Genomic DNA, 20,239 nt, shown 5'->3' with positions numbered 1-20,239 from the left:
GGAGAAAACAGAGCAAAATATTATAAAGGTCTGATAAAAAAGACTAGTATTCAAGTTTCAGATATTTGAGCTTCCAGGAACATAATCAGAAAAGTGCAGGAACAGAATTTGAAGAGTGCATGAATAAAAGTAGGAAGTGTAGGGACAGAATTAGAAAAAAGGATCGGAGGAGTTGGTTATCAATCACGATGAAGCTTTTCAAAGAGGACTTGGCCTGATTAAACAGAAAAAATACGAAAAATCGATTAATGTTTTCAACAAGATTGTAGACAAAGATCCAGGTCACACAGGAGCTCTATTTAACAGAGGACTCGCACTACTGAAAATCAAAAAACCAGAAGAAGCCCTCGACTCCTTTGACCAGGTACTGCACTTCGAGCCCGAAAATTTCGATGCCCGATACAAAAAAGGAATCGCACTGGCCACCCTTGGAAAGTTTGAAGCAGCTCTCGAAACCTATGACAACGCACTTGAAATAAATCCTGAAAATCCAAAAATCTGGTACCATAAAGGACTGGCGTTTGCCGAAATGGAAAAAAATGAGGCTTCGATTCTTTGTTTTGAGAAAGCACTTGAGCTTGAGCCGGAATGCAAAAGCGCCTGGTATGCCCAGGGCACCGTAACTGGAAAAGCCGGAAACTACGAAGAAGCTCTGGAGTGCTTTGAGCACGCACTTAAGATCAACCCAAAAAACGCAGACGCTTGCTACTCAAAAGGCCTGGTTCTTGTACAGCTTGAGAAGTATGAAAAAGCGCTGGAATGCTTTGATTCCCTAATTCGAGAAAACCCCAGGCATAAAGATTCCTGGAAACAAAAATATTTTTCGTTGATAAAGCTGGGGAAGAACAAAGAAGCTCTGGAATGTGTTGACGCATTTTTAAGGAAATTTCCTGTCAGTGAGACGGCCCTCTATCAGAAGGGCATACTTTTAAACGAACTTTCCAGCTATGAGGATGCCGAGAAAACTTTTTCGAAAATTTTAAAAATAAACCCGGGAAATAAAGAAATCTGGCTCAAGAAAGGTATTGCTCTGATCCAGCTGCTCAGGCTCAATGATGCCATAAAAGCTTTTGAAGAAGCCATCAGGCTGGACCCTACTTATTTCGAAGCCTGGAATTACAAATGCCTTGCTCTGATGAAGCTTGAGGTCTATGAAGAAGCCCTTGAGGCCTTTGACTCTGTGCTTGAAATTTATCCGGAAACTAAAGAAATCTGGTACAACAGGGCTCTTGCTCTCGTGAAACTGCAGCGCTTTGGAGAGGCTGCAAAATCTTTATCCAGAACTACCGAACTGGACCCTGCATATGGTGATGCCCTGTACCAGCAGGGACGTTTGCTTGCCAGAGAAGGAAAGTATGAAGAAGCTCTCAAAGCCTTTGATTCCATGCTTAAACAAAATCAAGAATTTATTAAGGCCCAAAAGCTCAGGGGTACTATGCTGATCAAGTTAGGCCGTATCGAAGAGGCTCTTGACTCTCTTGCACAGAGCCTTGAAAAAGAACCCGAAAACTATGGGCTCTGGCTGCAGCAAGGATTAATTCTCCTTGACAACGGAAAATTCGAGCCTGCCCTGAAAGCTCTTGAGAAAGTTGCGGAACTCAAACCCGATAACGACGCATGCTGGATGAATAAAGGTTTTGCTCTTTATTCCATGGACCGCTATGAAGAAGCCCTTCAATCCTTTGAAGAGGGTCTGCGCTTAAACCCGTATCTTGAGAAAGGCTGGAATAATAAAGGAATAGTGCTCGGAAAGCTTGGAAGGACAGAAGAAGCTCTTGAAGCTTTTGAAAAATCCGTGAGTCTCAGGCCTGATTTTGAAGATGCCTGGAGAAATAGAGGACTGATTTTGCTGGCTGCCGATGAATATGAAAAAGCTAGCGAAGCATTTGCCGAAGTTCTTAAAACAAGTCCTGAAGACCTGGATTCAATTTACAATAGGGGAACAGCCCTGCTAAAACTCGGAAAAACAGAAACTGCTCTGGAATGCTTTGAAAAAATCCTGTCCCTTAATCCCGATTATCCCGAACTTTTATACAGCCTTGCGACTGCCCAGGCGAAGCTCGGAAAGCAGGAAGAAGCCCTGGAAACCTTTGAAAAACTCGCTGCTAAAGATCCCAAAGACCCGGAAATCCAGTGTAGGAAAGGAAAATTTGCAATGGAAATCGGAAATTATGAGACTGCGCTTCAGGCTTTTGATCAGATGCTTAGTGAAAATCCGGACTCAAGGGAAGCCTGGTATAGAAAAGGAATTGCCCTGCTAAAACTTGAACGCTTTGAAGAGGCTATAAGAGCTTTTGATGAAGTAATTGTAAAAAATCTAAGTTATAAAGAGATAGATAACTCTGATTATGAGGAGCTAAAAAATCTCGATAGTGATGATATAGATAAACCGGCATGTGACGAGATAAAGAGTCCTGATTACAAAGACAAGAATCCGGATTACAAAGACAAGAATCCGGATTACAAAGACAAGAATCCGGATTACAAAGACAAGAATCCGAATTATGAGAACGCACGCACTTACAAAGGACTTGCGCAAATGCAGCTTGAAAGGTACATCCCTGCCCTGGAAACCTTTGAGAGCGCTCTCGAAGAAAAGCCGGATTCTGATATTCTCTGGTACTACAGAGGCCTTAGCCTGTATAGGATAAACATGTTAGAGGAAGCAGCATGTGCCTTTGAGTCTGCAATTCGCCTTAATCCTGAAATGAAAGAAGCCCTTGAGTATAGAGCTCTCTGTCTGTTTGAAACCGAACAATACAAAGCTGCCCTGGGGGCTCTTGAAGCTGTACTTGAAAGAAATCCGGAGAACCTTTCCGCACTCCATAAAAAAGCTATTTGTTTCCTGCAGTTAAGGAAGTACGAATCCGGAGTTAAAACCCTTTCCAGAATACTGGAACTTGACCCTGGCAACAAAGAAGTAAAGTTTGAGTTAGGATTAGCCAGTTTCGAATCCGGGGAGTACGCTAAAGCCCTTTCTCTATTTGAAGAAATAAGTGAGGACTCAGATAAAGGCTCTTTTGTATACTGCCCTGAAAAAAACTCATCTGAACGAAATAACTCTGAACAAAATAATCCGAAACAAAATAATTATAAAGAAAAGTACTCTTCGTTCTACTGGAAAGGGCTTGTGCTTATCAAGCTGGAAGCTTACGAAAAAGCGCTTGAGGTTTTTTCAAGGCTTACCAAAAATAACCCCCTGTTTGTAGAGGCCTGGTATTTGAAAGGAATATCCCATTCAAAACTGAAGCAGCATGAGGAAGCGGCAAAAGACTTTGAAAAAGTCCTTGAGCTTGACCCTGCTTATCAGGATACCTGTTACCAGTTGGGGCTTTCCTGTTTCGAGCTTGGAGACTTTGAGGAAGCTGTAAGGGTTTTTGAAGCCTCCCTGAAAATAGATCCTGAAAACCTTGAGACCCTTTACATGAGAAGCCTCGCTTTACTGCGGTCGGGGAGATATGAAGAATCGGCTTCAGGTTTCAGGGAAGTCTTCAAAAGAAATCCATTCAATACTGAAGCTCTTGCACACCTGAGCACGGCCTGCTTCAAGCAGGGGTTTTATGAAGAAGCCATTGGACTCTTTGATCAGGTTCTGGAGATTAATCCAGAGCGAAAAACTGTCCTTTTCAGAAAAGGAGTTGCTTTAAAAGCCCTTGGAGAAGTAAAGAGGGCTTCGACTATGTTTGACTCTGTCCTTAAATTGAAGCCTGACTGTACTTATGCCCTTGAGCAAAAAGCCTATACTCACTTCGAGCTTGAGGAATATCCGGAGGCCGTTGAAGCGTTTAAGACGGCACTGGAATATTGCCAGAAAAAGGAAGATCTGCATTACTACAGGGGTATTGCCTTTTTCAGGCTGGGAAACTTTGAAGAAGCTGTCAGCTCCTTTGAAAACGCTCTTGCCCTCGGCTGCCAGCAACCCGAAATTTCTTATTACGCAGGAATCGCCTACTTCGAAAACAGAGAATATGAAAAAGCCGTGGAAGTCTTTAATGCTATCCTTAATTCCGGGGCACAGGATCTCGAAATTCTGTACAGAAAAGCCCTGGCCCTTTTTGAACTTGGAAAAACAGAAGAAGTGGTTTCTACAGTTTATGCTCTTCTCGAACTTGTAACTGAGAACTTTAATACTAAAGACACTGGAGAGTTTGAAGAAGAAAACTATGAGGAAAACGCAGGAGAATTCCCGGCTTTTGAGAACACAGAGGCTTTTGACGAACTCCTTGAAAAGTTTGCCTTCTCCCTTATAGAGCTTGGAAGGTATGAAGAAGCCCTCCTGCCGCTTAGAAAACTTACAGCAGGCGAATCGGCTTCAAAAGAAGCCCTTTACGGCAAAGGAGTTGTGTTTCAGGAGCTCGGCAGGCCTGAGGAAGCCCTTGAGATATTTTCAGAACTTTTATCCTTTTATCCTGGCTTTGAAAAAGCCTGGTACAGAAGAGGGATCATTCTATTTTCTCATGAGTACTATGCTGAAGCCCTGGAGTCCTTCGAACAGGCAATTCTGGAAGATCAGACGGAAATTCCTGAAGAAATTGACGAATTAAGTCTGGATGAAACTCAGAGAGAAAATCAGACCGAAAGCCCCGGGTTAAATGAGAAATTCAGATTAGAAGATAAACTAAATGACACTGAAACCGAAGATGCTTGGACGAAAATGGGGCTCTCACAGATCAAACTGGGAGACTATGAAGCTGCTCTTGACATTTTTGAAAAAATCCTCGAAGTAAAACCTGATGCTGCCGACCTCTGGTATGTAGCAGGGCTTGCTCTAAGGGGGCTTGATCAGGATGGACAAGCCGTTGAAGCTTTTGAAAAAGCCGTGGAAATCGATCCAACCCTGGAAGCTGCCTGGGAGCAGCTTGGGCTTTCCCTTCTAAGATTGAATATGTATGAGGAAGCGGATCAGGCTTTCAGTTCTGCTCTAACCCTGAAACCTGACAACGTAAATGCTCTTTACAGCCGATCAGTGGCCAGTTTCAAACTACAGCACTTTGAGGAAGCAGCTCAGGACCTCGAAAAGGTGCTCCTGTCTGCCCCTGATTTCCCGGACTCTGTTGAAGCCTGTTACAGGCTCGGAATTGCTAGAATGGAGCTTCAGGAGTATGAAAAAGCCCTTGAAGCTTTTGACATAATTCTGCAGCATGACCCGGCGCATAGGGAAGCACTCTATTATAGCGGGCTTGTACTTTTCAACCTGGGTGAGTACGAAGCTGCCTCCGAGGCCTTTGGAATTCTGCTGGAATCCTCGCCCGAAGACCCTGAAAGCCTGAACTACCTTGGGCTCTGCCTGATGGAACTCGAAAGTCCGGAAGCGGCCCTGAAAGCCTTTGAAAAAGCCGCTCTTTTCAATCCGAAGAATGAAGAAGCTCTGTATAACGCAGCCACAACTCTTATCAAGCTTAACCGGCCCCAGGAATCAATTGGATATTTTGACCGCATCCTTGACATTTCCCCTGAAAATATCGACGTCCTGAACTACAAAGGAATCGCTTTCTGTAAGCTTGAAATGTACAGAGAAGCCCTGAAAGCCTTTGACCTTGCTCTGGAAAAAGACCCTGAAAATATTAAGGTAATTTATAGTGTAGGAGTCGTCTGTTTCAAACAGAAACTGTATGAAACTGCCTGCCGGGCCTTTGGTGAAGCTCTTGCCATTAATCCCTGGCACGAGCAGTCCCTGAAATATCTAGGGATTTCTCTTGCAAAAATGGAAGAGTACGAAGATGCCCTTAGAACCTTTGACAGGCTGCTCAGGATAAAACCTCACGATGTGCAGGCTATGAATTACAGGGGAGTTATCCTTGGAAAACTGGGAAGGTATACCGAAGCCATAAACACCTTCAGTGAAATCCTTCGTCTCTATCCCGAAATGGCAGATGCGAAAAGGAAAATTGAAGCCTTAAAATGCATTGAAAACAAAGAGGATTCCGGTGAAGATCTCTACTAAGGTTTTTGGGAGAGGTTCTGGAAAAGGTAGAAGAGGGCTTTTACCTACTTCTTTTTCTTATAATACACATTAGATTTAAAACCGGTTAACGTGTGGCTAAACTCCCACAACACATATAAACACTGAATCATTTTTCAAAGTTTAGTATGAGAGATTATGTTTGGATCATATGTAAACCACAACTGCACACAATAAGGGTTCCTCATTTTAAAATCGCCATCAACAAAAATTACCAAAAATGAAATGTCGACCTGCCGAATCCAGGATTTAAGATTCATTTCTCTTTTTCTTTTCAGGTACCACGGGCTCGGTTAAAAAAAATCCAAACGACGCGAAATCTTTGACATCCATTTTGTGGGATTTCTCACCGGAAGAGATGGCAGGAGCGATAAACCGGAAAAACTCACTGGCAAACTGCTCATAGCTGAAACCCTCTGCCTCGATCACCAGTTTCCATTTATTTTCCATTGACAGGATGCCCATGAAGGAGATCATAAGGTACATTGAGGTAAGAAATGGATCGAGATCCGCACGAATTGTACCGTCATCGATACCCTCCTGGATCGCATCCCTCAGGAGCAAACGGCAGGTACCGTATCCTTTTCCAATCTCTGCGGTACACGGGTTTTCTTTGGAAAAACGCTCAGAACCATAAAAATGAATCATTCGAAGATAATCAGGGTATTCCTGTGCATACTGGTAATAGGCCTGGCCCATCAGGGATACCTTGACAATGCCCGGCACCTGTTTCTCCATGCATCCCATGTATTTTTCTTTAAGAATCTGGATACCGCGGAGTACAATGGTTGCGAAAAGTGTCTCCTTATTTTTAAAATATAGATAAATGGTAGCCTTATTCAGTTCTACCTCGCGGGCGATATCTTCCATAGAAACATCTTCATAACTTCGAGAAAAAAAGAGACGCTCGGCTGCATCGATAATCTCTGTTTTTCGCTGTTCCTTTTCTCGTTGCCTTCTATCGGCGATTCCCATAGTTCCACTCCACCTGATCCAAATTTATATATTTATATATATAGATTTATATATATATATTATAACTGTTCATCATATGATTTAATTATATGATTTAAGGAATGAATGTAATTATTCTAGTTTTGTGCTTCTAACCAATTGGGATATGTTCATTAGATAAAACATTCAGGCTCCTTTCGCTGGCTATAGAGCGTATGGAGGCGCACAGATGCGTCTTTCACAAGCCCGGGTTTCATTGATCTGGCATTTTGCGGGCAGCTTTTGATACACGCACAGCAGGTAATGCATTTTTCTATATCAATCAAACGGGAATTTTCTGCATCAACAGCACCAACAGGACATACCTCTGCACAGATTCCGCACTGTGAACACTCGTCACTGACCGCGATAAAATCAACAATCCATAATTTTGTAACTCCTCCATAAGGATAATTGCCAGGCACATTCACATCAGAAACCTGAGAAATTGATGAAACAGATTGCAGCTTTTCACGTATTTTCTGTCCGAATACCTCTGCATGATGTAAATCATCTTTATCAGGACGTCCCTGTGCTATTGGTGTCTCAAAATTTGAGAATGAGTGTTCCCCGAGATATGCTGCACAGGCAATGGGAATACACCCACATTTCATTATAATATTTTTTAGTTCGAGTAGTGCATCATCATATGCTCGATTGCCATAAACCACAACACAAACCGTCGGTGTATTATGAGCTTGAATTGCATTCAGCCATTCATTTAATAATGCCGGCACTCTCCCCATATAGACTGGAACTCCAATAACAAGCAATTCATTTTCCAAGGCCAGTAGTGGTTGTTTTCTTGCATCCGGTCTGGTAATATCAATTAGTTCTATGGCGCCTGGATTGATACCATGCGCAATGCCCTGAACAACCGCTTTTGTTGTTCCGGTAGGTGAAAAATAAACTAATTTCACAGATTCTATTTTCATTTCATTTACTCCATCAATTGTGTAACTCTAAGTTATACTATGACCATAGGTGATTAAATAACCATTGGTTAGTAAATAACTACTAGTTAGTTTAAAAATATTTTCAAGGGGAAATATCAGATGCCTGACGAAGAATAAAACTTTTTATGGGATGAATAAGAAATTAAGGCTCGTAGAGAGGTTTTCTTTTTCTTTCTGCTTGCCCTCCAGCTTAGAGTCTGATTTCTTGAGTGCGTAGGAAAGTTCCTGCAAACAGGCTGCAGGCTGGACTCCAGAAGAAGATGCAAAGCTTATAGGTGATACTCTCGGTTTATCCAGGAAGCAAATAAGAACCGCAATGAATTGAAAAAAGATTAGTGGTGTTGAATTAGCGCTATTTTGACTCCATTTGGGTCTTCTAAGAAGGCAAGGGTCCCAACTGTTATTGGTATGGGTTCCATGGTGATTCTGGCACCTTTAGATTTGAGTTACAGGCCAGTTTCATTCTCTGTATTTTTTATGAGCTCTATCATAGCATCCCCTTCCCCTTTCAATAATGTGATTGTTGCTCCAGGTTGGGGATTGTGTTGGCTATCTATTTCAAGTCCCATAACTTCTGTGTAAAATTTAATTGACTCATCCATATCCTCAACTATGATGGTAGCGTATTTAACTTTCATATTATCACCATATGAATACTGTTTATCATTATTTATTAATGTTGAATTTGGTAATTTTTTATCAACGATTCTATCCCAAAAGCCATTTTTACTCCCATATTGGGAGGTACCCAAAACTATTTTCCTAATCAGTAGTTCGATTGTTCCTTTCAAAACAAGATTCAAAAAAGTAGTTTTTGGGTTTTGGGATCAGCTCATTATCTAATGATAGATGAGTGAGCCTTGCAGTGTTATGCGGTATATTGGATGTGGTGGCGCGCAAACAAACCGGAAACGACTCTTGCATGAAGCGGCACACTATTACAAAAGGAACCTTTGGAAGAACAATGAATGCTGGGTAATCACATCATCAAAATAGGCAAAAGTATAAAGGGAGAGTTCACCGTTATAAGCGATTACTAACTTTTAAGCAGTAAATTAATCTTAACTTTTCTAAAGTTGTGCTTATAGCTCTTAATTGTTTTTAATATGTCTTAAATATATGAATATGAAAAAGCAATTAAGTAGCTTTTTCAGAAAAATCACGGAAAGTCTAACTATGAATAATTTTAAAAAACTAGGTCTCAATAACGCTGTTTTGAAATCAATAGATGAACATGGCTTTGAAAGCCCTACAGCAGTACAGGAAAAATCAATTCCCCTAATACTTGCTGGGGAAGATGTTATAGCCGGAGCCGCAACAGGTTCCGGAAAAACACTCGCATTTGCTTCCGGCATATTACAAAATTCCGAAAAAGGAAAAGGAATTCAGGCTTTGATCCTGACCCCTACAAGAGAACTGGCGGAGCAGGTGGCAAATTCTTTCAGGAAATTCTCAAAATACGACCCGTTAAATATCGCATCTATCTATGGCGGTGTAGGGATCAATCCACAAATTAAAGAATTAAAGAATGCCGAGGTTGTTGTGGGAACACCCGGTAGGCTACTCGATCATATCAGCAGAAATACCATCAAACTCAATAATATGAAAACCCTTGTCCTTGATGAGGCAGACCATATGTTTGATATGGGATTCAAAGTGGATGTAGAAAAAATTATCAAGGAATGTCCTCAAAACAGGCAGACCCTTTTGTTCTCTGCGACCATTACAAAAGATATTGTCCGGCTTTCCCGCAAGTACATGGAAAACCCGGTTCGAGTTTCAGTAGAGTCTTATATCGACCCGCAAAAATTGAATCAGGTCGTTTATAAAGTACAAGATGACATGAAATTATCTCTGCTCGTGTACCTTCTGCAAAATGAGAAGTCAAACCTCGGGATGGTTTTCTGCAACACAAAAAGAAACACTGAAAAAGTCGCAAAAAACCTGAGAAAATCAAGTATCAATGCCGTAGCAATTCATGGCGGTTTGACACAGAACGAACGAACTCGCATAATGGAAAAATTCCATTCCGGGAACATATGTGTCCTTGTATGCACAGATGTAGCCGGAAGAGGGCTTGATATACGGGGTGTTTCCCATGTTTACAATTATGATATTCCCAGGGAGAGTAAACAGTATATTCACAGGATTGGAAGAACTGCACGAGCAGGAGCAGAAGGAAAAGCGATAAATATCCTTTCCAAAAATGACCATGCTAATTTCATGAGTGTGCTGAAAGACAATGATGTGGATATTAAGGAACAGGCACTACCTGCTCTGAAGAAGATTGTAATTGAAAGACCGGAAATAAGATTGCCAAAGCCGGTAAATAGGATGAACAATCCCTCCAGAAAAGGTCATAAACCCAGGCACAAAAACTGTTAGACACCGTTCGTCTGTGCATTGCATTATAACTAACCATTGATCGATTGGCATCGGCAGGAGCAATGGACTGCTCCTGTAAAACCCAGGCACGAGAATAAGAACGACGGCCAGTTCGTGCCACTACGATGTCAAAATGCACCCTTCCGATGCCTTCGGACCAATGGGCAGAGGTCGTTGACTGCGGGGTGGGAGATTTATGCTAAAATCAAATTGCGTGCGGCCACCCCAACCTGAACAGGCTGCCCGATAATTACCTCCAGTACTAACTGAATTCATTCTTCTCCAATTTAAAAGCCTTAAATGCCTTTTTTACCATCTTTTTAGGGACCTATAGTGAATAGAAAATACAGACTTTTACTCTGTTGCCAGAACTTCCACCACGACTTTATTTCCGTGCTCTTCGGAATTAACTTAATATTTAACCAACTCTCCCATGAAGTCAAAAACCGGACCCTAGAACTCGATTGACGCAAAGTCGCGTCGAATTATAAAATAGGGTTTTGAGGTTCCAGCCGGTGGTGGAGACACTTTTCCTTTAGGTTTTATCCCATGCGTTCCCCGATTAATTAGTTGTTATTATTCCTGAATGACCGTAAATTGCAGCTCACATTCTTTCTTTCCACGTGCCGCGCTCCGCTTGAACCCGCCTGCGTACAGTAAATAAAAATGAAATCATTATCCGCACCGGGAAGTCTGACCCCCGAATATCACCCATGTAGCCGGGGACGGCCAGAATTTTGGCTTCAGAAAAATTCATGCAGGTCAACAGGAAAGTGAAAGTATTCGGTTTTTTGGACAATGACAAAGTATTTTATTGGTTTAACTTTCAGTTCATGCTATCAATATCAAAAATAATCAATGGTTGCCATCGTCAAAAATATGCAATATTTGCGGATACAAACATCCCAATCTTACAGAAAACATAAGAGAATGGCAATGCCCCGAATGTAAAAGTACACATGACAGAGACATTAATGCCGCAATTAATATTAAAAAATTTGCACTCGCGGAACGCGAGGAAGGGCTTGGGGACTCGTTGACAAAAGTCAGGGGCATGAACCAAGAAGCCCCACAGCTTTAGCGTTGGGGTAGTTCACCAAATAGTGTCAACCTGGCTTGAGGGAGCCATTTTCTTCTAAGATTTATATAGAGACTGTCAGATAATACAGGATTAAAGAAACCTGAAGATAGGAGATTGTATTTAACGAAGGCATAAACATGGGAAACAGATACCAGACAATAGATTTTGAAACATGGAAAAGAAAAGAATATTGTCAAATATACAGGAATGCAGTTCAGCCTCAATATTGTGTAAGTTTTGAACTTGATGTGACGAATTTTAAAAAGAGAGTTAAAGAAAATAACTGGTCATTTACGATGGCGTTTATATTTGCTGTTACGAAATGCGCAAATGAAATCGAGGAGTTTCGGTATCGTTTTTTTGATGGTGAAGTTGTGTTATATGAATCCATTGATACCTCATTTACATATCTGGATAAAGAAACAGAGTTATTTAAGGTAGTATATGTTCCCATGCAGGATACGATTGAAAAGTTTGTAGAATTGGCAACCGTAACGGCAGAAAATCAAAAAGAAAGTTTTACAGGACCTGTAGAAAACGATGTATATCAATTCTCAGCCTTGCCGTGGATAACGTTTACGCATATTTCACACACGGATTTCGGAAACAGGGAAAAAGCTCAACCCATATTTGATTGGGGAAAATATCAGGAAAGGGAAGGTAAACTTATGATGCCGTTTGCAGTCCAGGTCCACCATGCATTTGTTGATGGTATTCATATTGGCAAACTTGCGGATAAGCTGCAGAGATACCTGGATGAAGTGTAGATTATAAGCATGGGAGGATCAGTAGTTCAGTAATTTTTGCTTTTCTGAAAGTTATGTATTCAGAATGTATAGGTTTTACGATAGAACCCGTGTATTATAATTTCCATAAAAACCATTTCTCTGGACACACGAAGGAAATTTTAAAGAACTTCTTCTTTTTCATGCCAACCAGATAATGTCGTACGAAAATTTTCAATCAAAACTTACATTTTTGAGTTTTGTATAGAAAGTCGGAATGATTAATTAGAGTGCGAGTTATGGGATATTGTATAGACAATTTTCTATTAAATGGTTTGAATGCTGTTGAGAATAAATTGATGAACAATTCATAATTGAGAAATTTAGGGTTGCAAACATGTTTGGGCTAGAGTCCGGGGTATAGTGACTACAAATTAGAAGTGGTATTCTTGAAAGAAGTAAAGAAAAAAAGCAGGAATATTTTACTTATTATACTGGCATGTTTAATTTGTTCAACTGCTATACTAATTGCTCTAACTTATCCGGATTACCACGATACAATGACAGAAGCACAAAAGCAATTGCTTGCGAATAGTACTATTTTGAAAACAGAATATGGGGATATTGAGTATACTGTAGAGGGAAAAGGGACGCCTATCTTATTGATACATGGCGCAGGAGGCGGCTATGATCAGGGACTCTGGGCGGGCAAAGTATTTTTCGGGAACGGTTATAAATTCGTCTCGGTTTCACGATATGGCTATCTTCGATCACCCATTCCGGATAATGCTTCGATTAAATCGCAAGCTGCTGCGTATGAAACTCTTCTGGACAATCTAAGCATAGATAAAATAATTGTTGTTGGTGTATCAGCTGGAGGTCCGTCAGCCACTCAGTTTGCAAACGACTATCCTAACAGATGCTCAGCATTGATATTGATTTCTGCTGTAAGTATGGGTCCGGCACCAGGTGACCAGGATCCTTTTTATGTTGGCATTATTCACACTATCCAGCAATCTGATTATGCATACTGGCTCTTCACAAGATTTCTTCAATCTACAATTCTGGACATGATGGGAATCCCATCACAGGTATACGAAACATTTAGTCCTGAACAGAAAGAATTGGCACAGGAAATGCTAGATATAATGCATCCGATGTCTCAAAGGTATAAAGGCACTGTAAACGATGAAAAGATGATTGAATTTTATACCGTACCTACAGATAATCTTCGTGCACCAACATTAATTATCCACGCTAAAGATGATGCGCTGGTAAGTTACAAACATGCAGAAAATGCTCACAGTAAAATAAACCAATCGCAACTGGTCTTATATGATACTGGAGGGCATGGAATGTTATCTCAAATGAACGGTACGAGGGTGCTTGTGAAAGAACTTCTAAATGAATCCCCCTATTAAACCGCACGGGATTGAACATTTATTCGACAGAAGCATATATATTACAATGTATAAATGGATTTTATGCTTCTGTTTTCTCCATAAAATTCAAATTTTTATCAGGAATTAATTAATAATCGATGCACTATTAGATAATAAATCGTCCTCATAATATAGAGCTCACATATATAGAATAATGTCATTGTATTCAGTATCACTGTATTCAGTATCACTGTATTCAGTATCACTGTATTCAGCGTCGCGGTATTCAAAATTATACAATTTATATAAAACTATTATAATTTTAATGTAGTTATGAATTATGAGTATATTCAGCTCCCTGCTACTGTAAGGGCTTATTCTCGAGGTTAACACAGTATGAAATATGATGTTGTTGTGGTTGGAGCCGGGCCTGTGGGATCTACTGCAGCTCGCTATGCAGCCCTGAATGGGGCAAAGGTCCTCATGATTGAAGAGCATGCTTTCATAGGGTCTCCTGTAAGCTGTACCGGACTTTTGAGTACCAGAGCGGTTGCAGAGTGCGAGCTCAAGCCTTCGGACGAGTTTGTGTTCAATTCCGTGCGTGGAGCCTTCGTATATGCTCCGGATGGGCAGTGCCTGCCAATCGATGGAAAGCAGACCAAAGCGTATGTGGTCTCACGGAAAAACTTTGACCGCGCCCTTGCAGTAAGGGCTGTGGAAGAAGGTGTTGAACTATCTCTCAGGACAAGGGCTGTGGGACTCGAAAAACCGAACCCGGAAAACGAGACGGGGGAACAGCAAGATTCTCAGGTAAAACTCAGGGTACTGAAAAACGGCAAACCTGAAACAGTATTTGCATCCGTCGTGATAGGAGCTGACGGCGTAAAAAGCCGGATAGCCAGCTATGCAGGGATGGAAAAACCTGCCCGCGTACTTCCGGGTATCCAGATCGAAGCTCCTTATGCCTCGGATGACAGCGACTTTGTTGAACTTTTTCCTGGCTCTTCTGCTCCCGGCTTTTTTGCCTGGACTGTACCCGTTAATGAAAAAATTTCAAGAATTGCGCTTGCTCTTGAACCCGGACTTGCCTGGAAAAGTGGTCAGAAAGACTGTTCTCCTCTTTCTTATCTTGAGAAATTCCTGCACTTTAACCCTCATGTAAAAGCAAGATACTCAGGAGGCATGCTTGATTTTGTAGTAGGGGGAATCCCCATAGGCCCTCCGGAAAAAACAGTAGCGGATGGAATTCTGCTGGTCGGCGATGCGGCAGGGCAGACAAAACCGACCTCTGGAGGTGGTATTTACACAGGAGCCTTTGCGGCAAAGATCGCTGGAAAGGTTGCTGCACAGGCTGCCCTTGAAGGAGATACCTCGGCAAAGCGGCTTTCCGAATACGACCAGCTCTGGCGGAAGGGTCTTGGAAGAGAGCTTGAAATAGGCATGAAAATTCATGACTACATCGGAAAGCTGGAAGACAGGCAGTTCAATGAACTTATAGGTTCGCTAAACACCCCTTCGATTCTCGACACAATTACCGAATACGGAGACATGGACAATCCTTCTATCCTTATAAGGAAGCTCATGCTTTCAGGAAATTCCTTCAGACTTATGAAAGCTTTTGGAACATTCATAAAGACACTCTTTTGATATCTTGCAGCCTCTTAAAATTGAGGCTTTTTTATTTTTACTGCTTCAGTTGAAAGGATAGAACGGGTTTGAGGCCCATGCTACTTTTTAATGATCACGGTGTTCAGAGGGCCAATTTCCAGCAGGTATTTAACTTTCGGGAGCCCATTATTTTAAAGGGGGGATAACTTTGAGTTCTCGCTCCAAGCTCCTTGAAGACGTTAAGCAGCACCTGTGCACCTGTGCTGCAGGCCTTAAACTCACGCCTGATATGGAAGTGTTCCTGGAAGTGTCTATGAGAGAACTCTATGTTTCCCTCCCTGTCCACATGGATGATGGTTCTATTAAGGTTTTTAAAGGCTTTCGGGTTCAGTACAACGAAGCTCTGGGCCCCACGAAAGGTGGTGTTCGTTTTCATCCCGACGGTACTATGGAAACAACGAGAGCCCTTGCGGCCCTCATGACCTGGAAATGTGCCCTTCATAAGCTGCCCCTCGGAGGAGCGAAAGGTGGGGTTATTTGCAACCCAAAAGAACTTTCACATAGGGAAATCGAGCGCCTGAGCAGGGCTTACATCCGTGGGATTTACCAGATAATAGGCCCGGATAGGGATATCCCTGCCCCTGACGTTTATACAAATCCACAGGTTATGGCCTGGATGATGGACGAATACTCGAAACTCGCAGGCAGAAATGTGTTCGGTTCCATTACAGGCAAGCCGACAAGCCTTGGAGGCTCGGCAGGCAGGTATGATGCCACTGCAAGAGGCGGTTTATACACTATAAGGGAAGCAGCAGAAAGACTTGGAATAAACCTGAAAGATTCAAGAGTTGCAGTTCATGGCTTTGGAAACGTAGGATATCATGCCGCTTATCTTGCAAAGAAACTATACGGCTGCAAGGTTGTGGCTGTAAGCGACAGCAAAGGCGCAATCTTCTCACCCTATGGACTTGACCCCGAAGACGTTTCAGGCCATAAGCACTCAACTGGTTCGGTGCTGAACTATCCGGGAGCAGAGAACCTAACTAACAAAGAGTTGCTGGAACTGGATGTTGAAATCCTGATCCCGGCTTCTCTTGAAAACATAATCACTGAAGAGAACGCGGGAAACATTAAAGCCAGGATTCTTGCCGAGATGGCTAACGGTCCAACTACATTCGAAGGAGAAGCAATCCTCAATTCAAAAGGAATTCATATCATCCCAGATATCCTCTGCAACGGGGGCGGAGTTATTGTCTCATACTTTGAGATGGTACAGAACCAGTCAAGTACGCAATGGGAAGAAGAGGAAGTTCGGAATCGTCTGGAGAGAAAGATGAAAGAAGCATATTGTTCGGTATATGATTTTGCCTCAAAAAACAATGTAGAGATGCGACAGGCTGCATATACTCTTGCTGTCGGCAGAGTGGTTGAAGCCATGCAGCTCCGGGGCTGGATATGAAAACAGGGATGACTCAAATGTACAGATGCGGCAATTGCGGATACCTTTACAACCCTGATCGTGGTGATTCCTCACAATCCATAGTTCCGGATACGTCTTTTCAAAGTCTCCCAAAATCATGGACATGCCCGAGATGCGGAGCCCCCAAAGAAAAGTTCAAAAAAATTTAACTTAAGACCTTCAAAAAGAACAGTGCATAAACAGATGCATGTTAGAAATCCTACAGATGCATATTAGAAATCCTCTTCGTTCATCCTGTTTCTTTCAAAGTTAAGAATTTTTCTGATGATTATTTTTTTAGACCCGATCCAGAGCTCCTCATTTTCAGGGTAATTCTCCTTTACATATTCAAAAAGATCATATACATTCATATCGTCAAGTTTTCTTTTCAGTAGATTGAGATCCTCCATAGAAATACCTCCCTTATAAGTTTAAGCTTTAGTCTAGATTTAGTTACTGGATTTTATATTATTCAAATATTCTTTCAAAATATTTTAAATCCAAAGTTTTAACCTGAAGTTTTCTCCAAATTTTCTCTCCAGAATTCATTCAAGTATTAGTCCAAAAACGTTGTCAGAACACGTATATCTGAACATTTTTTTAATGTTTTCAGAAAACAAAAACTCTATTGGACATTACCATGGACCTTCCTGGTACTTGCAGGTTTGTAAATATCATATTTTTTATAAATATCTATTGTTAATTGTCTGGATCTGATACATTTTATTTAGCACATATAATAAATTTAGTGCACATTATCAGAATATTAATATGTTAGAAAATTTAATGATAATCCCAGGATGATGCTTACAAAATATACCTGAAGTTTGAACTCTGGCATACATATTCTGTATAGTTAACAGGAAGTTTACGAAGGAATGAGCAGAGAATCTGGATACGGTGGCCCTAACATAAATCGAAACGACATTAAGGGTGCGGAAAACGAAGAAAACTGGATGGCCGAATTTTTATTAAATAGCCCTGGCCCTGTCCTGCGAATAGGGTCAGAAGGAACAGTTCTTTACGCAAATAAAGCAGGAGAATCCTTACTTGAAGCTCTTAAAAGCCAGGTTGGAGAAAAAGCGCCTGCTGAAATCCTGAAGACTGCTCGGCGAGTGGCAGTCAAAAATATATTTGAACAGACTGAACTGAAAGCAGGCGAGAAAACTTATTCAATCGTTTTTACTCCTTTACTTGCCTGCAAAAGTGTAATTATGTCTGCATTTGAAATCACTTCCTGTAAACAGACCGAAGAGAAGCTACTCTTAAGAAAAAGAGAGTATGAAGTGCTTTCCCAAATTTCCGGTCTCTCTCTCAAAGTCCCGGATTTTCAGTCTCTGCTTGATCAAGCCTTGCCTCTTGTTGCAGCAACTCTTGGCATAGAGTACTGCTGCGTCTTAAAACTCCTGCCTGATGGAAATTTTATATTTGAAACCGGGACCGGCTGGAAGCCAGAAAACACAGGCAGGATCATTAAAAAAGATTTAGCTTCAAGAGCTGGCTATACTGTACTTTCAGGTCGCCCTATCCTGTTAGAAAAACTTGATAAGAAGAATTCCTTCAGCGCAATGGGCCTTGAGGAATCCCTGAGTATAATTAGTGGAATAAGTTTGCTGCTAGGAAGTATTGAAAAGCCTTATGGAATGCTGACAGCTCACAGCACGAGAAAGGAAAAATTTACCGAGGAAGATACTCGTTTCCTGAATGCTGTTGCAATAATCCTTTCATTTACAATTCAAAGAAATAAAGTGGAAGACACACTCCGAGAAAAGGTGTATTTTCTGGAAACTCTACTGGATACAATTCCAACTCCTGTATATTATAAGGACCGAAAAGGCTATTACCAGGGCTGCAACGAGCTCTTTGCAAGGATGATCCTCGGAAGTTCAAAAGAAAAAGTAACCGGTCATACTATAGATGAGCTTTCCGAAGCAATTCCCTCAGAGCTTAGTGAATTTTACACCAGTATGGACAGGCAGCTATTCCAGAAAGGAAGAAGCCAGGTTTACGAGACTAAAGTACTGTGCTCTGACGGGATCAAAAGAGACTTCATTTTCAATAAGGTCGCGTACAAAAGTTTTTGTGGGAATATAGAAGGGCTTCTAGGAGTAATGCTTGATATTACAGGGCGTAAAAAAACAGAAGAGAAATTGCAAAAAAGTGAGGAGAGATACCGCCTTATTGCGGAACAAACAGGGCAGATGATATATGATATTGATCTGAAAAACGGTAGGGTTGAGTGGGCAGGAGCAGTCACTGAGCTCACGGGTTACAGCAGTAAAGAAATTGAGAATCTTGATTTTTACGATTGGCTTGAGCACATTCATCCAGAGGATTATGAAAATGTGCAGCAGTCATTGAAAAACTGCTGGAATACAGGAGATAAATTCAGTGAGGAATTCAGATTAAAGCGAAAGGATGGAGGCTATTTTTTCGTAAAAAATAAAGGAGTATGCCTGAGAGATGAGGAAGACTGCATATGCAGGGCTCTCGGGGTAATGGTAGACGTTACCGCAATTAAACAATCTTCCATAAAATTGAGGGAAAGCGAAGAGTTATACAGGTCATTTTTACAGAATTTCAAAGGAATTTCGTTTAAACTTAACAGGAATTTTGACCTCCTCTTGCTTGAGGGAGCCCTTGATGAAATAACCGGATATACCGAAGAAGAATTTATTTCTGGTAGAATAAAGTTCTTTAACCTTATTGTCCCGGAAGACAGACCATTGTTATATATGATTCAGAGTAAACTGATTTATTCCCCGGCCCTCTCACCCTCCCCTAATTCCATTATGGAGTACGACTACAGACTCAGGAGGAAGGATGGAAGCATAAGGTGGGTCCATGAGTTAATTCATAACGTATGCAGCACTTCAGGAGAAACTGCATTTATTCAGGGGTATGCCTATGACATTACCCCGAGGAAAATCGCTGAGGAAACCCTTAAGAAAGCCGAAAAAATTGGAATGAGGGAGATTCACCACCGGATAAAGAACAACCTTCAGATAGTCTCCTCCCTGCTAAGCCTTCAGGCTGACAAGTTCAAAGACAAAGAGGTTATTGAAGCTTTCAGGGAAAGTGAAAAACGCGTAGTTTCGATGTCCATTATTCATGAAGAACTTTATAAGTCAAAGGATGCGGCAAGTGTTGATTTTGCAGCATATCTAAATAAATTGACTGCGGAAATTCTGCACTCATACAGAGTTGGAAATGAGGAGATCAAGCTTGTCCTTGAGGTGGACAGTACACTTCTCGGAGTTGATACTGCAATTCCACTGGGAATTATAATTAATGAACTTTTCTCAAACTCCCTTAAGTACGCGTTTCCAAAAGGTATGGAAGGAAAAATCAGGATTTCCCTCTCCCGAAATGAAGTTGAATGTGAAAAAACAGGCGAAGCAACCGAAAAGAAATTCCCAGAATTGCCTTCCGGTTTTACTCTTGTCTACTCGGACAATGGGGCCCGTTTTCCAGAAGAAGTGGATTTCAAAAATTCGAAAACCCTGGGCTTACAACTTGTAAATGCTCTCGTTGAACAGATTAACGGAACAATCGAGCTTGAGAAAGGGAATAAAACAAAATACACTATCAGGTTTGAAGATAAAAGATGAGCTTCAAAAAATAGAACTACTTCCCCGCGTCTTACAATTCTATCAATTTTACTGTTAAAACTGAGATTCATTGTTTT

The 20,239-nt window shown here is 41.4% G+C and carries 12 protein-coding genes and 1 pseudogene; 9 read left to right on the top strand and 4 right to left on the bottom strand.

Going from position 1 to position 20,239, the window contains the following annotated elements; genetic code table 11:
- The first annotated feature begins 172 nt into the window (after positions 1–172).
- The gene (locus MSVAZ_RS07050; RefSeq protein WP_048119713.1) at positions 173–5,944 is read left to right on the top strand and encodes a tetratricopeptide repeat protein; all 5,772 of its coding nucleotides are present in this window, start codon (positions 173–175) and stop codon (positions 5,942–5,944) included.
- Positions 5,945–6,211: 267 nt separating this feature from the next.
- On the opposite strand, the gene MSVAZ_RS07045 is transcribed toward MSVAZ_RS07050, so the two are convergent.
- From MSVAZ_RS07045 to MSVAZ_RS21130, 3 genes are all read right to left on the bottom strand, one after another.
- Complete coding sequence (locus tag MSVAZ_RS07045) at positions 6,212–6,937, bottom strand: TetR/AcrR family transcriptional regulator (RefSeq protein ID WP_048119708.1); 726 nt, start codon at positions 6,935–6,937, stop codon at positions 6,212–6,214.
- Between the two features lie 152 nt (positions 6,938–7,089).
- Entirely contained in the window at positions 7,090–7,890 is an 801-nt protein-coding gene (locus MSVAZ_RS07040; protein ID WP_048119706.1) for an EFR1 family ferrodoxin, read from the bottom strand.
- Between the two features lie 467 nt (positions 7,891–8,357).
- The gene (locus tag MSVAZ_RS21130) at positions 8,358–8,702 is read right to left on the bottom strand and encodes a VOC family protein (RefSeq protein ID WP_232316245.1); all 345 of its coding nucleotides are present in this window, start codon (positions 8,700–8,702) and stop codon (positions 8,358–8,360) included.
- Positions 8,703–9,126: 424 nt separating this feature from the next.
- Between MSVAZ_RS21130 and MSVAZ_RS07030 the strand changes: the two genes are divergently transcribed.
- The 7 genes and pseudogenes from MSVAZ_RS07030 (at position 9,127) to MSVAZ_RS19355 (ending at position 16,721) form a co-directional block, all read left to right on the top strand.
- Positions 9,127–10,296 (top strand): DEAD/DEAH box helicase, encoded by a 1,170-nt coding sequence (locus MSVAZ_RS07030; protein WP_052728035.1) that lies wholly within the window; start codon positions 9,127–9,129, stop codon positions 10,294–10,296.
- A gap of 856 nt (positions 10,297–11,152) precedes the next feature.
- Positions 11,153–11,377: pseudogene (locus tag MSVAZ_RS19360) on the top strand (zinc ribbon domain-containing protein); the annotation flags it as partial.
- Positions 11,378–11,514: 137 nt separating this feature from the next.
- Positions 11,515–12,144, top strand: coding sequence for a CatA-like O-acetyltransferase (locus tag MSVAZ_RS07020; RefSeq protein WP_048119700.1), 630 nt, complete (start codon positions 11,515–11,517; stop codon positions 12,142–12,144).
- A gap of 518 nt (positions 12,145–12,662) precedes the next feature.
- Positions 12,663–13,523 carry an alpha/beta fold hydrolase gene (locus MSVAZ_RS07015; protein WP_232316244.1) on the top strand — a complete coding sequence of 287 codons (861 nt, stop codon included), beginning with the start codon at positions 12,663–12,665 and terminating at the stop codon, positions 13,521–13,523.
- A 357-nt stretch (positions 13,524–13,880) separates the two neighbouring features.
- Positions 13,881–15,131: an NAD(P)/FAD-dependent oxidoreductase gene (locus MSVAZ_RS07010; protein WP_048119696.1), complete on the top strand. Its 1,251-nt coding sequence runs from the start codon at positions 13,881–13,883 to the stop codon at positions 15,129–15,131.
- A gap of 169 nt (positions 15,132–15,300) precedes the next feature.
- Positions 15,301–16,551, top strand: a complete 1,251-nt coding sequence (locus tag MSVAZ_RS07005) for a Glu/Leu/Phe/Val family dehydrogenase (RefSeq protein ID WP_232316243.1) — start codon at positions 15,301–15,303, stop codon at positions 16,549–16,551.
- On the top strand, positions 16,548–16,721 hold the full coding sequence (locus tag MSVAZ_RS19355; protein ID WP_229393495.1) for a rubredoxin: 174 nt from the start codon (positions 16,548–16,550) through the stop codon (positions 16,719–16,721). The genes MSVAZ_RS07005 and MSVAZ_RS19355 overlap by 4 nt, the downstream gene beginning before the upstream one ends.
- A gap of 63 nt (positions 16,722–16,784) precedes the next feature.
- Here the strand turns inward: MSVAZ_RS19355 and MSVAZ_RS20790 are convergent, their stop codons facing one another.
- Positions 16,785–16,961 (bottom strand): hypothetical protein, encoded by a 177-nt coding sequence (locus MSVAZ_RS20790; protein ID WP_197078849.1) that lies wholly within the window; start codon positions 16,959–16,961, stop codon positions 16,785–16,787.
- Positions 16,962–17,429: 468 nt separating this feature from the next.
- On the opposite strand from MSVAZ_RS20790, the gene MSVAZ_RS07000 reads away from it, so the two are divergent.
- A complete protein-coding gene (locus tag MSVAZ_RS07000; protein WP_232316242.1) occupies positions 17,430–20,162 on the top strand; it encodes a PAS domain S-box protein in 2,733 nt (910 codons plus the stop codon).
- Positions 20,163–20,239 lie beyond the last annotated feature (77 nt).

This window comes from Methanosarcina vacuolata Z-761 (assembly GCF_000969905.1).
Taxonomy (GTDB): domain Archaea; phylum Halobacteriota; class Methanosarcinia; order Methanosarcinales; family Methanosarcinaceae; genus Methanosarcina; species Methanosarcina vacuolata.
The sequence above is the reverse complement of the archived record's forward strand: the minus strand, read 5'-3'. Positions and strand labels throughout refer to the sequence as shown.